We start from the raw sequence: 13,851 nt of genomic DNA, 5'->3' as shown, positions 1-13,851 counted from the left end.
AATGGACGGCGGGATTCTTCCCCGCCGTCACCCATCCGCCACTTGCCCCGCGCGCATTGCGTGCGTAATCATTGCTGCGACGCAAATCACTTTCTGGAAGCATTGACAGCGCCGTGATCGAATATGCTCTTCTGTTCGGGCTGGGTTTCCTGACTGCGGCCTTCCTGGTTTTCCTGGTGTCCCCTGCCATCCACCGGCGCGTCGTCTGGTACACGGAAAACCGGATGCGGGCGACGATGCCGCTCAGCCCCCAGGAAGTGCGGGCGCAGAAGGATATGGTCCGCGCCCTCTACGCTGCCGATAATGCGCGCACGACGCAGGATCTTACCCGCGAGCGTGAAAAATCCCTCTCCCTGCAATTGCGGCATGACTCTTTGGCGCTCGACGGCGGCCGTTTGGCCGCCGAGATCAGCACCCTCCAGGGCCAGATCAGCGATCTCAACGTCGAAGCCGCCGAGCTGCGCTCGCATCTGCGCAAGGACGAGAACTATATCAGCCAGCTGAAGACCAGCCTGCATATCGCCGAGCAATCGAGCGCCCAGAAGGAAGGCGAACTGGATGCACTGCGCATCCGGCTGAACAAGCTTGCCGAGCAGACAGACAATCTGAAGATCGACATGGCGGCACGCGAAACCGAGATCGAAAGCGTCAAGTTCCGCGCCAATGCACTGCGCGACGAGCGCGACACGCTGCGTCAGGACGTCAACCTCCTGCAGAAGCGCGCCAAGGATGCCGAGCAGAAGCTGACCCAGCAGGAACACATGGTGATCCGCCTGGAAGACAAGGTGGCGCGCGAAACTGCTGCTGCGGCCGACAAGGACACGCTGCTCACCCGCCGCCAGCAGGAGCTCGCCAAGCTCAAGGAGCAGCTGAAAGGCACCAATTCCGAGCTGCGCAAGGCAGGCCGCGTCATCCGCGAGGCTGGCATATCCGGTTCGCTGCTGAACGCGCTTCCCGATACGGCACCGGCAACGGAGGAAGACGAAGGCATGGATCCGGCAGTCGCCGCAGCGCAGCTCGCCGAGGATGCGCGCGCCCGCAGCAGCGATCTCTCGGATCGCGTCCTGAAAGCCAGGACCGCCACCGGCAAGGACAGTGCGCTGCGTGAGGAAATCGCCTCGATCGCTGCCAAGGTCGTGGCGCTGACAGCGCTCAACGAGGGCGAGACATCGCCGGTTCGCAAGCTCTTACCCGAAAGTGCCGGCAGCTTACAGGCCGAGCGGTTGAACCTCGCGGCCCGCACGGCAACCATTCTATCCGAACAGAAATAGGCTCAGATCCGCCGCGCCGCCGACGCCATGGAAAACAGGGCGATCCCGGTTGCCGTCGCGACATTCAGGCTATCCAGCCCTTCGGACTGCGGGATCCGGGCGCTGCGGAAGCGCGAGAGGATCGCCTCCGGCAACCCCTCCCCCTCGGTTCCGGCCACCAGCGCCATGCGCGGCGAAGCCGGGATATCGCGGATATCGACCTCGCCACGCGGCGAGAGCGTCCAGATATCGAAGCCGCGATCGGCAAGACCGCCAAGCAGATCGAGTGCGGACCCGCTGCGTTCATAGGGAACGCTGAGCACAGAGCCGACCGAGACGCGCAGCGCCTTGCGATAGAGCGGATCGCAGGACGTCTCGTCGAGGAAGATCGCGTCCGCCTTGAAGGCCGCCGCGTTGCGGAACATCGAGCCGGCATTGTCGTGATTGGAGATGCCGCATCCGGCAATGACCAGCGCCTGTTCCGGCAGCCGGTCGATCAGGCTTGTCTCCGGCGCGAGCTTCCTGCCGAGCGCCAGTACACCGCGATGCAGATGAAAGCCGACGATGCCATCAAGCGTGGCGGCATCGGCGATGTAGACGGGCACGTCACCGGGAAACTCGGCCAGGATATCGTCCACGCCCGCCGCCCGGTTTGCGAGCAGCAGGACCTTCTCGGCCGCAAACGTGCCGCGCCGGTGCGCCTGCGCCAGCATGCGCAGCACCACCGTTCCCTCGGCGATGAAACGGCCCTGGCGCCCCGTCAGGTCACGCTCGCGGATCTCACGAAACTCCGCGATCCTCGGATCGGCGGGATCGGTGATCGTGACGGGAGCGGCCGCCATAGCTCAGTTGCCGGCGATGGCGATATCGGCGACGGTATGACCCGTCTTGGTATCGACGACGATCGCGCGGTGCTTGCCATCGGCACCCTGACCGTAGAACAGGATCTGGCTGCCCGAAAGCGAGGTCGACTGAACCGCAAAGCCAGCCGGCAGCGAAACCGTGCCGCTGACCGGCGAATCCGTCGGAACGCCGTTCGAAGCAACAGCAGGAGCGCCTGCCGGTGCAGGCCGCGTCACCTTGTAGACAACCGCGCCGAAGACCGCCATAAGGCTCACGAACATGATGGCGCCGGAAACGATCTGCAGGCGAACCATCTTGCGCCGGACGCTTTCCATTGCCGGGTCAAGGGGCTTGTCTTCCTGATCGTCTGTTTCGATTTGCGTCATTACGGTGTCCTATGAAAACTTCGGAGAAGAAGCGACTTGAGCGACCCCTTTAAACAAGCATCCGGCATTAGGAAAGTCCTGACGGCAGATGAGAACGCAACGGGCCGCCTCGACGCATGGCTGACGGCCCAGCTTGGGCCTGAGTTTTCGCGCAGCCGGGTGAAGGTGCTGATCAAGGAAGGCCAGCTTCTGGTGAAAGGCGCACTGGCGACCGATCCGCAAAAGAAGGTCCGCCCTGGCGATACCTATGAGATGCTGCTGCCCGAACCGGAAAATCCTGCGCCCAAGGGCGAGAACATCCCGCTCGATATCCTTTACGAGGACGACGACGTCATCGTCATCTCCAAGCCATCGGGTCTCGTCGTCCATCCGGCCGCCGGCAACTGGACCGGCACGCTGGTCAACGCACTGATCTATCACTGCGGTGACAGCCTGTCCGGCATCGGCGGCGTCAAGCGCCCGGGCATCGTCCACCGGCTCGACAAGGATACGACGGGGGTGATGATCGTTGCCAAGAACGATATCGCCCACCGGCATCTGTCGGCGCAGTTTGCCGACCACGGCCGCACCATGCCGCTGGAACGCGCCTATCAGGCGATCGTCTGGGGCCGTCCACGCTCGCTGGCAGGCACCATCGACGCGCCGCTCGGCCGCGGCACCAACGACCGCACCCGCCGCGAGGTGAAGCGCCCCGGCAATCAGGAGGCCGACGAAGCGATCACCCATTACGAGGTGCTGGAACGCTTCCAGGAGACGCCGGACGCCTTGTCGCTGGCTTCGCTGGTCGAGTGCCACCTGGAAACCGGCCGTACCCACCAGATCCGCGTCCACATGGCCCATATCGGCCATCCGCTTCTCGGCGACACGGTCTATGGCGCCGGCTTCAAGACCAAGGCAAACAAGCTTCCCGATGCCGTCCGCAAGGTGGTGAACGGCTTTACGCGGCAGGCGCTTCACGCCTATATGCTGCAGTTCGAGCACCCGCGCACCGGCGAAGTCATGCGCTTCGAAGTGCCGCTGCCGGATGATATGATCGAGCTCGTCGAGGCGCTGCGGGCAGCCACGCCATAACGCCTTCGTGAATGCCCCGGTGGCCTTGAACCCCTGTTCGGCCATACTTATCTGTATATGGACTTAGTGCGGGCTCAGCTTTGGGCCGCACGTCCCGGTTTGCCTTTAACGACGCGGGGACGCGTTCCATCGGGAACCGGAATCTATATAGGAGGGTGCAATCATGGCCCGTAATAACCTGCCATCCATTACGGCCGGCGAAGCCGGTCTTAACCGTTACCTCGACGAAATCCGCAAGTTCCCGATGTTGGAGCCCCAGCAGGAATACATGCTAGCCAAGCGCTATGCCGAACATGGCGACCGCGATGCTGCGCACAAGCTCGTCACCAGCCACCTGCGTCTCGTCGCCAAGATCGCGATGGGCTACCGCGGCTATGGCCTGCCGATCGGCGAAGTCGTCTCCGAAGGTAATGTCGGCCTGATGCAGGCCGTGAAGAAGTTCGACCCGGAGCGCGGCTTCCGCCTGGCAACCTATGCCATGTGGTGGATCAAGGCCTCGATCCAGGAATATATCCTGCGTTCGTGGTCGCTCGTGAAAATGGGCACGACCGCCAATCAGAAGCGCCTGTTCTTCAACCTGCGCCGCCTCAAGGGCCGCCTGCAGGCGATCGACGAAGGTGATCTGAAGCCGGAACACGTATCCGAAATCGCCACCAAGCTTAAGGTGTCTGAAGAGGAAGTCGTCTCCATGAACCGCCGCCTGTCCGGCGACGCATCGCTCAACGCCTCCATCAAGGCGTCCGAAGGCGATAGCGGCCAGTGGCAGGATTGGCTGGTCGACGATCACGACAGCCAGGAAGAAGTGCTGATCGAGCAGGACGAGCTCGACACCCGCCGCCGGATGCTCTCCAAGGCGATGTCGGTGCTCAACGAGCGCGAACGCCGCATCTTCGAAGCACGCCGCCTCGCCGAAGATCCGGTGACGCTGGAAGACCTGTCGTCGGAATTCGACATCAGCCGCGAACGCGTCCGCCAGATCGAGGTCCGCGCCTTCGAAAAGGTCCAGGACGCCGTCCGCAAGGAAGCGCTCGACATGGCCAAGGCCGTGCGCGTGGTGGAAGCCAGCGCGTAAGCGCCTGCGGTAGAACAACAATTGAAAAAGGCGGGCCAATGGCCCGCCTTTTTTGCAATGTGGAAGCGTTGGGCTTCACGATACCATGTCAGCAATGATCGCCGATGCTGGAAAGAAATTTGCGGAGTTGTTCCAGTTGTTCCGGCAATGCGGCCGCGCCTTCCTGAAGTGCTTGTTCAAGTGCCTCCCTGGACGGATAGACTTCGTGGAAGGTCAACAGGGTTTTCCCGCCCTGATCCTCGAAGGTCACGGTCGTGATCGCGCCCTCTTCGCCCTCGTCATTGGTCCAGACGATACGCTCGTTGGGCACGACCTCGAGATACTTACCGTAGAAGGCCATGGTATCCGAACCGCCAGTGCCGAATTCAAGCCGATATTTGCCGCCGGTCCGAACGTCCATGTCGCACGATACGAGCGAAACGCCGCCCGGCGCCGATTCCGGCACCCACCAGCGCTGAAACAGCTCCGGCTGGCTCCACGCCCTGTAGACCGTGCTCGGCGGCGCATTGAATGTTCGCGTAATGACGAGCTCGCGATCCCCCTTGCGCTGGACTGACGTAGGGTTCTGCGCGCCTGTACTCTCAAACTGCTCCTTCATCGCTTCCTCCCTGTTGTATTTCGTTGATGATTTCATCCAACGCGTCGAAACGGGCCTCGAAGAGCTTGCGGTGCGCCTCTATCCACTCCGCCTCCGCCTTGAGGCCGCGTTTTCCAAGCCTGCAGGTTCTCACCCTTCCAACCTTCTGCGTGACGACAAGCCCGGCCCTCTCAAGAACCTGGACGTGCTTCTTCATGCCGGTCAGCGTCATCTGAAAAGCATCAGCGAGACTGGTAATAGATGCGTCCCCATGGCCGAGCAGATCGATGATCCCACGGCGTGTCGCATCCGAAAGCGCCGCGAACGAGAGATCAAGAGGAGGAGCTATATACTGAACCATATAGTTCAGTGTTGTAATCTGCTTAGACGAGAAGCGCAAGCGTTCCCTGCCATTCCGACTATTCGCTATGTCCCTTTCCAGCGCGCGGATTCGATCGAGTTCGAAAATTCGACACTCGTAATCGTCCCGCCAACCGCGGTTCGTGGATAGAACTGGAGATGTTTCCGGCGCGTGAAGGGCAGGCGGTCCCCGCAGGAACCGCCTCGTTTTGCGGCTACCAGCCAGATTTTACTGGCTGGTGCTGACGTCGCCGAGGGCGGTCCAGCTGCTGATCGCGGTGTTGAACGCGGCGCCGCCGGTCGAACCCTTCTGCATGGTGATCAGGGCACGGCGGCCGTTGCGGTAGGTGATCGGGATGTCGATCCAGTCGCGGGTGGCGAGCAGGTCGAGGTTCGACTTGCGGGCGTCCGGATAGTCGTTCAGCGCGATCATATGGAAATCGTCGGTGATCTTGGCCGGAACGGCGATCAGCGCGTCGCCGCGGTCCTGCTCGGTGCGCTTCATCGAGATGCGCTGAACGCTGTCGATCTTACCACCTTCAAAATTCGGCGGTACCGAGAAGACGATCTCGACCAGATGGCTGGCCGGCAGCGACGGGTCGGAATTGCGCTTGAAGGTCACGAGAGCCGAGAGATTGCGCTCGGGAACGGTGACGTTGCCCTGCACCGTCGCCTCATCCTTGCCGTTGGCGCCCTTCTCGTGCTGGACGCTCCAGACGACCGAACCCTGGATCGCCGTCGGCGAGCTCTGGCCAATACGCTCCTCATAGAGGAACATCTTTTCCGACGCGCCAACCGGTGTCTGCGTCTGCGCGGCAGCCGGCGCCGGCGCATCCGTTGCAGGTGGCTGCTGGGCATTGGCAGCGCCCGGCTGCGCCGCAGGCGTGGCTTGTGCCTGTACGGCCGGGGCGGCAGAAGCGACGCTCTGCTGCGCGACCGACTTGCCTTCGGCTGTCGGTGTCGTGGCGACCGTGGCGGGACCCGGATCCGTCTCGCTGCCGTCGGCCATCAGGCGCTGGTTGAACTTGTTGCTGACCGACGCGCCGTCATCCACGGCGGCAACCTGCTTGTTGCTTTCAGCCGGGGCTGCGGAGCTGTCGTTTGCCGCCGGAGCGGTGCCCGATGCCGGAGTGGTGGCGGGCGGTGGCGTGGTCGCTGCGGGCTTCGTCGTTTCGGCGGTCTTCGGCGCCGAGCTGATCAGGCCATTGACCATGGCGTTCAGCTCGTCGCGCTTCATCCACGCCGCGTAGCCGCCACCGCCAAGCACGGCGAGAGCAACGAGCGTACCGATGATCCTGCCGAGGCCGAAGCGGCGGCGCTTCGGCTCCATGCGGAAGTTCTTGTTCTGCAGCTTGGCAGCGACGATCTGGTCGATATCGGCAACCGGCGCCGTGTCGTCGTCATCATTGGCAACGCTGCCGCGGCGGCCGTAGCCGCGAAGCGATTCGGCTTCCTTCCACTCGCTGCCGGGCACATCGGGTGCCGGTTGCGCGGGCGCTGCCTTGTTGCCATGCACTTCGGAAAACAGATCGGAATCGTCGGCATGCGGTGCCGCTGCGGCCTTCTTGGGCGCATCGATCGGCGGCAGGTCGTCGAAGGCTGCCGCTTCCCATGAGAAGCCTTCGTGCGCCGGAGGCATCTTGGCGGGCTCCGGCACAGAGCTCAGACCCGACAGCGCCTCTTCGAAGGCGCGGGCACCAGAATCGGCGTTGGCGGCAGGCGCAAGGGCAGAGAAATTATGCAGTTCCTGATCGGCCCAGACCGTTTCCGCATCCTTCGGCGGCTCGGCGGGCGCCTCAGCAACGGGCTCGCTCCACACAGGCTCGAAACGCCCGGCGGCATCGCTCTGCAGCGGCTCTTCCTGCGTCTGCTCGACAAATTCCTGCGGCTTTTCGAACGAGGCGAAAGGCTCGACCAGCCGGTTGGCTGGATTATATTCGCTGGCGCGAAGCGGCTCGACGGCTTCCACCGGTTCCGGTTCGGCGTGATGTTCTTCGAAGACTGCGGTTTCGGCGGCAACGTGGTGTTCCGGCTCGACCGGCTCTTCATGCTGCGGGGCGTGCCAGGTTTCAGCAGGCGCGTCCTCGGCAGGCTGCTGCCACGGCGCCGGCTCTTCTGCGTGCACTTCGGGTTCGGCGGCCGGTGCCGCTTCCTCATGATATATGGGCTGCGGCTCTTCGTAGGCAGGCTCGGCGGCGGCAGGCTCTTGGTCGGCGACAGGCTCCTCGTAGGCGGGATGCTCTTCCGGAGCGGCTTCTTCAACCGGCTCGGCCGCAGCGTGCACTGGCTCTTCGACCGGCGCTTCCGCTGCCGGCTCTTCGTAGACGGGCTCGGGGATGGCCTCGGCAGCGGCTACAGGCTCAAGCGCTACGGCGTTGTCGTCCGGCAGCGCCTCGGCATGCTCGGCCTCGACTTCACGAATGGCGGCATCCAGCTTTTCAAGCTGCCGTTGCAACATCGCTTCCGGCGGACGCGGCTTCATGTTTTCGAGCTGCCGCTGCACTGCGCCGCGGGCCCGCTCGTAAACCTTCACCCGCATCTCGGGCGTATTTTCGGTCAGACCGTCAACGGCCCGCCGGATGACTGCAATAAAATCCGCCATTCGTACTTTCTCAAAAGGCCCGGCTTAACGCACGGGCCAAATCGCAATGACCCGCGACATTAATCCTCAAAGGGATCGGTCACAAGTATGGTGTCATCTCGCTCAGGGCTTGTGGACAACAAGGCGACCGGTGCGCCGATCAGCTCCTCGACCTGGCGTACATACTTAATCGCCTGCGCCGGAAGATCGGCCCAGCTGCGGGCGCCGACGGTCGATTCCTTCCATCCCTCGAGCGTGATGTAGACGGGCTCGACACGGGCCTGCGCGGCCTGACTTGCCGGCAGGTAATCGATCTCCTTGCCGTCGAGCTTGTAGGCGACGCAGATCTTCAGCTCGTCCAGGCCATCGAGGACGTCGAGCTTGGTCAGCGCGATACCGGTTATACCGGAGGTCTTCACCGTCTGACGGACGAGAACCGAATCGAACCAGCCGCAGCGGCGCGGACGGCCGGTGTTGACGCCGACTTCGCGGCCGACGGTCGACAGGTGCTTGCCGATCTCATCGTTGAGCTCGCACGGGAACGGACCTTCGCCGACGCGGGTCGTGTAGGCCTTGGTGATGCCGAGGACATAGCCGATCGCCGTCGGGCCGAGGCCGGAACCGGCAGCAGCCTGGCCGGCAACGGTGTTCGACGAGGTCACGAACGGATAGGTGCCGTGGTCGTTGTCGAGCAGCGCGCCCTGGGCGCCTTCGAACAGGATGCGGGCGCCAGCCTTGCGCTGGTCATCGAGGATGCGCCAGACCTGATCGACATAGGGCAGAACCTGAGCGGCAACGTCGTTCAGTTCCTTCTCCAGCGATTCCACCGAAATTTCCGGCAGGCCGAGGCCACGGCGCAGGGCGTTGTGATGGGTCAGCAGGCGGTCGATCTTGGCCGGCAGCGTTTCCGGATCGGCAAGATCGATGGCGCGGATGGCGCGTCGGCCGACCTTGTCCTCATAGGCCGGGCCGATGCCGCGGCGGGTGGTGCCGATCTTGGTGCCGCTGTTGGAAGCAGCATCTTCACGGAAACCGTCGAGGTCGCGGTGCAGCGACAGGATCAGCGGCGCGTTGTCGGCGATGCGCAGCACTTCAGGGGTGACATTGACGCCCTGGGCGCGCAGCTTCTCGACTTCGGCAACGAAGTGATGCGGATCGACGACGACACCGTTGCCGATGACGCTGAGCTTGCCGCGAACGAGGCCGGACGGCAGCAGCGCCAGCTTGTAGCTGACGCCGTCGATGACCAGCGTATGACCTGCATTATGGCCGCCCTGATAGCGAACGATGACGTCCGCACGTTCCGAAAGCCAATCGACAATCTTGCCCTTGCCTTCGTCACCCCATTGGGAACCGACCACGACTACGTTCGTCATCCAACTCTTCCTGTTACCGGCGGATTATCCGCGCCCTGCTCAAACCCGCGCATCTATAAAGGTTTGTTTTTTGGAAAGCGACCCTGTTATCGCGGTGAAATGGGCTTTTTGCGTGACAAAACAGCCCGCCGCGGGCTATTGCCGGAGCCGCGCCCCGCCTCCTGTCCGGCCAATCACCGATACGGAAAGAATCATCGTGCAGATCACGGCCTATATTTGCCTCGTCATCGCAACGCTGTGCTGGGGCGGCAATGCGGTGGCCGGCAAGCTGGCGCTCGGCCATATCAGCCCGATGATGCTGACCCTGCTGCGCTGGACGCTGGCGACGGCATTGATCGCCGCCATCTCCCTGCCCTACCTCAAGCGCGACTGGCCGCTGGTGCGCAAGAACCTGCCGCTGCTCATCTTCTACGGCATCATCGGCTACACGACCTTCAACGCCATGCTCTATTCCGCCGTTCAGTATACGACGGCGATCAACGTGGCGATCGAGCAGGCCGGCATCCCGATGCTGATCTTCCTGCTGAATTTTGTCTTCTTCCGCACCAGCGTCTCGCTGGCGCAATTCGCCGGCTTCGGCATGACGCTGGTGGGCGTAGCACTGACGGCGGCCCACGGCGATTTCGCCACGCTGCTACAGCTCAGCCTCAACCGCGGCGACGCGCTGATGCTGATCGCCGTCGTCGCCTATTCCGTCTATACGATCTTCCTGCGCTGGAAACCGCCCGTCGACTGGCGCACGCTGATGGCAATCCCGGCACTTGCTGCCGCACTGAGCTCGATACCGTTGCTGATCTGGGAAGGCTCGAAAGGCAATATCCAGGTGCCCGATGCAAATGGCTGGGTAATCGCCTTCTACACGGCGATCTTCGCCTCACTGCTGGCGCAGATTCTCTACATCAAGGGTGTCGAGACAATTGGCGCCAATCGCGCCGGGCTGTTCATCAACCTCGTGCCGGTCTTCGGCACTCTGCTGTCAGTCCTGCTTCTCGGAGAGGAGCTGCAAGTCTTCCACATGATCGCGCTGGCGCTGACGCTCGGCGGGATCGCCATCGCCGAGAAGGGACGCCCAAAGGCATCCGCTCCCACGACGCCAGCCTCGCCGGTCGATTAACCGAGCTCGAGCGTCGTCACGCCGTAAACGTTCTTCAGCGGGATCACCGGCGCCTGGCCGCGATACATCCGCATCGTCTCCAATACCGGCTCAAGCCCGATCGCCTCGGCGAGCGCGATAGCTTCCACGTTATCGGCCGGCACGTCGATGAAGATCCGGGCGCCGTTCGCCTCGGTGACGAGCTGCGCAACGAGCGCCGCCGCCGTATCGGCATCGGCGGCAAATAGCGGGCCGATCTTGTAGCCTTCGTAACAGCGGCGGATCGTGCCATAGCCGCGGATCTTGCCGCTCTTGCGCACGACGGCACTCTTGCGGCCCTTGCGGCTGGTGCACCAGGCGCTGATGAACTCGGGACGCGATGCGGGGAAGATCGAGGAGTCGTAGCGGGCGATGCCATCTGTCTTGTCGGAGACCGCTTGTGCGAGCTGCGGCGATTGCGGTGCAGGCTTGGCTATGCCGCCGAAGCGGATCGTCTTGTAGGCGGGCTCGAAACCCGCCTTGCGGTAGCTCGGCTGCTGCGCCTCGACGCCATCGAGGCCGATGGTACGGCCTTCGGCAGACGCCATGCCGGCATTCCAGATCGCCTTGCCATAGCCTTTGCCGCGGAAATCCGGGTGAACGATATAGAGGCCGAGAAAGGCGAAACTGTCGCCGTATTTGACGACCGAGATCGAGCCGACAGGCACTTCGCCTATGGCGCCGACGAAAAAGCCGGACGGATCGGCGTCATGAAATGCAAGGGAATCGTCGAGGCCGGGATTCCAGCCTTCCTGCCGGGCCCACTCGAGTACAAGCTCCAACTCGCCCGGCCGCATGGGACGAACCGTAAACTCCGAATTCATGCAACTTCCCTAACCAACTCTGCCGCAAGCCCGCAAAGCGCATATGAAGAAAAGCTAAAGAATAGCTTTCCAAGCATCCCCGCCCATACGAAGAAACATGTTCATGACTGAAACGATCAAACATCGATCGCCGTAAGGCCCGGCGCGAGAAACTTCGTGCCGCAATGATCATGAAACAACAAAGCTACAATCTCAAGAAAATTACTTAACAAATCGCCAGCATCGCGAAGCCGTGAAAGAAGATTCCGGCGGCTCCAGGCGTGCTATTCTCGCTGTTGCGGCAGTGCTGGAAGAATGCGGGCGGCAGTCTTCGGCAGTCCGTTACTTGATCAGCAGATCTTTCACCCGGCGGGCGAAAGCATCGCCGAGAAACGGCTTGGTCATCACATGCATGCCGTGATCGAGATGGCCGTGGTTCAGAACCGCATTCTCGGCATAGCCGGTAACGAACAGGACACGGAGATCGGGCCGTGTTGCCCTGATCGCATCGGCCAGCTGCCGCCCGTTCATCCCGCCGGGCAGTCCGACATCGGTCACCAGGAGATCGATCGGCTGGCCGGAATTCATGATCCGCATCGCGCTCATGCCGTCATCGGCCTCCAGCACGTGATAACCGAGCTCCTCCAGGATCTCGACCGCCACCATGCGCACCAGCGGCTCGTCATCGACGACGAGGATCGTCTCATGGCCCGAAGCGCGCGGCGTCACCGTCGGGCTCGACATGTCGTCAGCCGTTTCCGCATCGCCGAGATGGCGCGGCAGATAGATGCAGATCATCGTGCCCTTGCCGAGCTCCGAATAGATGCGCGCCGTCCCGCCGGACTGACCGGCAAAGCCATGCACCATCGACAGGCCGAGACCGGTGCCCTGCCCTGTGGGCTTGGTGGTGAAGAACGGATCGAACGCCCGCTCCACGACATCCGGCGTCATCCCTGTGCCGGTATCGCTGACGCAGAGCGACACATACTGCCCGGACGACAGCCCTCGCTGCCGCGAAGCCCGCTCGTCGAACCATCGATTGCCGGTCTCGATCGTCAGCTTTCCGCCATCGGGCATCGCATCCCTGGCGTTGAGGCAGAGGTTCAGCAGGGCGTTTTCGAGCTGTCCGATATCGACGAAGGTGGTCCACAGACCACCTGCCAGCGCCGTCTCGACCTCAATGGTCGGCCCGACGCTGCGGGTCACCAGGTCCTGCATGCCCGACACCAGGCGATTGAGCGTTGCCGGTTTCGGATCGAGCGTCTGCCGCCGCGAAAACGCCAGCAGACGCTGCGTCAGGCCCGCCGCGCGTTTGACCGCGCCCTGTGCGCCGGTGACGTAGCGGTCGAGTTCGCTGATGCGGCCCTGCGCCAGGCGCGTCTGCATCAGCTCCATGGAACCCGAGATACCGGCCAGCAGGTTATTGAAATCATGCGCCAAACCGCCAGTCAGCTGACCGACCGCTTCCATCTTCTGCGAATGGCGCAGCTGCTCCTCGGCATGCATCAGTTCCGCCGTCCGCTCGGCGACACGCTGTTCCAGCGTATCGTTGAGCGAGCGCAGCGCCGAGGTCGCGCGGTCGCGCTCAGCCTCGACGGCACGGCGCGTTTCGATGTCGAGAAGCACGCCCGGAAAACTGAGCGGCGTGCCATCGGCAGCAAGCTCGACCCGTCCATTGGCTTCCAGCCAGTAATATTGCCCGTCGGCGCGGCGCGTCCGGTATTGATGCGCATAGGGACCGCCGCGTCTCAGGGCTTCGCCCATGGCCTGCGAAAGCGAAGCCTTGTCGTCGGGATGAACGGTTTCGATCACCTGATCGAGGCTGAGTCCGATCCGGCCGAGCGCCGGATCGAGACCGAATGCCCGCGCAAAGGCCTCATCCACTGTGAATCGGTTTGACGGCACGTCCCAGAACCAGGTCCCGATAATGGCGCCGGCCGCGAGTGCCAGCTGAACGCGCTGCACATTCTCACGCGCGGTCGCCTCGCTGTCACGCAATGCATTTTCCGCCTGCCTGCGCGCGGTGATATCGCGAAACAGCACCGAGACCTGCCGCAGGCTTGCCGGCTCGACGCGCGAGGCCGAGACTTCGATATAGCGATCGACGGCAACGAAATGCTGTTCGAAGCGGATCGCCCGGCCACTTTCCAGCACGCCGCCATAGAGCGTCAGCCACTGGTCCGGCGCATTCGGTTCGATCTCGCGCAGCCTCTTGCCGATGATGTCGGAGATCCCGGTATGCCGCCCATAGCCGGAATTGGCCTCGATATGCACATAGTCGCTCAAGGGGCCATGCGGACCGTCGATGAATTCGATGATGCAGAAACCGTCGTCGATCGCCTCGAACAGTGCGCGATAGCGCGCCTCGCTGCGCATCTGCATCTCGTCGGCCGATTGCGG

12 protein-coding genes are annotated in these 13,851 nt (G+C 62.9%); 4 read left to right on the top strand and 8 right to left on the bottom strand.

All coding sequences use genetic code 11. The annotated features are described in order from the left end of the window. Positions 1-113: 113 nt before the first annotated feature. On the top strand, positions 114-1,271 hold the full coding sequence (locus J2X43_RS11040) for a hypothetical protein (protein ID WP_310293952.1): 1,158 nt from the start codon (positions 114-116) through the stop codon (positions 1,269-1,271). 2 nt (positions 1,272-1,273) lie between these two features. Here J2X43_RS11040 and J2X43_RS11035 read toward each other — a convergent pair whose 3' ends face one another. Together J2X43_RS11035 and J2X43_RS11030 are read right to left on the bottom strand one after the other, a co-directional pair. Continuing rightward, on the bottom strand, positions 1,274-2,092 hold the full coding sequence (locus J2X43_RS11035; RefSeq protein WP_310293950.1) for an RNA methyltransferase: 819 nt from the start codon (positions 2,090-2,092) through the stop codon (positions 1,274-1,276). A 3-nt stretch (positions 2,093-2,095) separates the two neighbouring features. Next, entirely contained in the window at positions 2,096-2,479 is a 384-nt protein-coding gene (locus J2X43_RS11030) for a hypothetical protein (protein ID WP_310293948.1), read from the bottom strand. A gap of 36 nt (positions 2,480-2,515) precedes the next feature. Here J2X43_RS11030 and J2X43_RS11025 point away from each other — a divergent pair, with 36 nt between their 5' ends. Together J2X43_RS11025 and rpoH are read left to right on the top strand one after the other, a co-directional pair. Continuing rightward, complete coding sequence (locus J2X43_RS11025) at positions 2,516-3,550, top strand: RluA family pseudouridine synthase (protein WP_310293946.1); 1,035 nt, start codon at positions 2,516-2,518, stop codon at positions 3,548-3,550. A 163-nt stretch (positions 3,551-3,713) separates the two neighbouring features. Further along, complete coding sequence (gene rpoH, locus J2X43_RS11020) at positions 3,714-4,622, top strand: RNA polymerase sigma factor RpoH (RefSeq protein ID WP_112390391.1); 909 nt, start codon at positions 3,714-3,716, stop codon at positions 4,620-4,622. 88 nt (positions 4,623-4,710) lie between these two features. On the opposite strand, the gene J2X43_RS11015 is transcribed toward rpoH, so the two are convergent. The 4 genes from J2X43_RS11015 to J2X43_RS11000 form a co-directional block, all read right to left on the bottom strand. Then, the gene (locus tag J2X43_RS11015; protein WP_112390390.1) at positions 4,711-5,220 is read right to left on the bottom strand and encodes an SRPBCC family protein; all 510 of its coding nucleotides are present in this window, start codon (positions 5,218-5,220) and stop codon (positions 4,711-4,713) included. Then, complete coding sequence (locus J2X43_RS11010; RefSeq protein WP_112390462.1) at positions 5,204-5,560, bottom strand: helix-turn-helix transcriptional regulator; 357 nt, start codon at positions 5,558-5,560, stop codon at positions 5,204-5,206. The genes J2X43_RS11015 and J2X43_RS11010 overlap by 17 nt, the downstream gene beginning before the upstream one ends. Positions 5,561-5,788: 228 nt before the next feature. Next, positions 5,789-8,161 (bottom strand): hypothetical protein, encoded by a 2,373-nt coding sequence (locus J2X43_RS11005; RefSeq protein ID WP_310293943.1) that lies wholly within the window; start codon positions 8,159-8,161, stop codon positions 5,789-5,791. A gap of 59 nt (positions 8,162-8,220) precedes the next feature. Beyond that, a complete protein-coding gene (locus J2X43_RS11000; protein WP_112390388.1) occupies positions 8,221-9,516 on the bottom strand; it encodes an adenylosuccinate synthase in 1,296 nt (431 codons plus the stop codon). Between the two features lie 196 nt (positions 9,517-9,712). Between J2X43_RS11000 and J2X43_RS10995 the strand changes: the two genes are divergently transcribed. After that, positions 9,713-10,630 carry a DMT family transporter gene (locus tag J2X43_RS10995; protein ID WP_310293939.1) on the top strand — a complete coding sequence of 306 codons (918 nt, stop codon included), beginning with the start codon at positions 9,713-9,715 and terminating at the stop codon, positions 10,628-10,630. On the opposite strand, the gene J2X43_RS10990 is transcribed toward J2X43_RS10995, so the two are convergent. Then, positions 10,627-11,472: a GNAT family N-acetyltransferase gene (locus tag J2X43_RS10990; protein WP_310293938.1), complete on the bottom strand. Its 846-nt coding sequence runs from the start codon at positions 11,470-11,472 to the stop codon at positions 10,627-10,629. The two genes, J2X43_RS10995 and J2X43_RS10990, sit on opposite strands and share 4 nt — an antisense overlap. Positions 11,473-11,793: 321 nt before the next feature. Continuing rightward, positions 11,794-13,833 (bottom strand): response regulator, encoded by a 2,040-nt coding sequence (locus J2X43_RS10985; protein WP_112538987.1) that lies wholly within the window; start codon positions 13,831-13,833, stop codon positions 11,794-11,796. Positions 13,834-13,851 lie beyond the last annotated feature (18 nt).

Source organism: Rhizobium sp. BE258, from assembly GCF_031457345.1.
Taxonomy (GTDB): domain Bacteria; phylum Pseudomonadota; class Alphaproteobacteria; order Rhizobiales; family Rhizobiaceae; genus Rhizobium.
This window is presented reverse-complemented; position numbering and strand designations above follow the sequence as displayed.

Excerpts from the sequence above, each read along its gene's own strand:
- J2X43_RS11035 (WP_310293950.1), bottom strand. The coding sequence starts at position 2,092 with ATGGCGGCCGCTCCCGTCACGATCACCGATCCCGCCGATCCGAGGATC.
- J2X43_RS11030 (WP_310293948.1), bottom strand. The coding sequence starts at position 2,479 with ATGACGCAAATCGAAACAGACGATCAGGAAGACAAGCCCCTTGACCCG.
- J2X43_RS11005 (WP_310293943.1), bottom strand. The coding sequence starts at position 8,161 with ATGGCGGATTTTATTGCAGTCATCCGGCGGGCCGTTGACGGTCTGACC.
- rpoH (WP_112390391.1), top strand. The coding sequence starts at position 3,714 with ATGGCCCGTAATAACCTGCCATCCATTACGGCCGGCGAAGCCGGTCTT.
- J2X43_RS11010 (WP_112390462.1), bottom strand. The coding sequence starts at position 5,560 with ATGGTTCAGTATATAGCTCCTCCTCTTGATCTCTCGTTCGCGGCGCTT.
- J2X43_RS10990 (WP_310293938.1), bottom strand. The coding sequence starts at position 11,472 with ATGAATTCGGAGTTTACGGTTCGTCCCATGCGGCCGGGCGAGTTGGAG.
- J2X43_RS11015 (WP_112390390.1), bottom strand. The coding sequence starts at position 5,220 with ATGAAGGAGCAGTTTGAGAGTACAGGCGCGCAGAACCCTACGTCAGTC.
- J2X43_RS10985 (WP_112538987.1), bottom strand. The coding sequence starts at position 13,833 with ATGCAGATGCGCAGCGAGGCGCGCTATCGCGCACTGTTCGAGGCGATC.
- J2X43_RS11000 (WP_112390388.1), bottom strand. The coding sequence starts at position 9,516 with ATGACGAACGTAGTCGTGGTCGGTTCCCAATGGGGTGACGAAGGCAAG.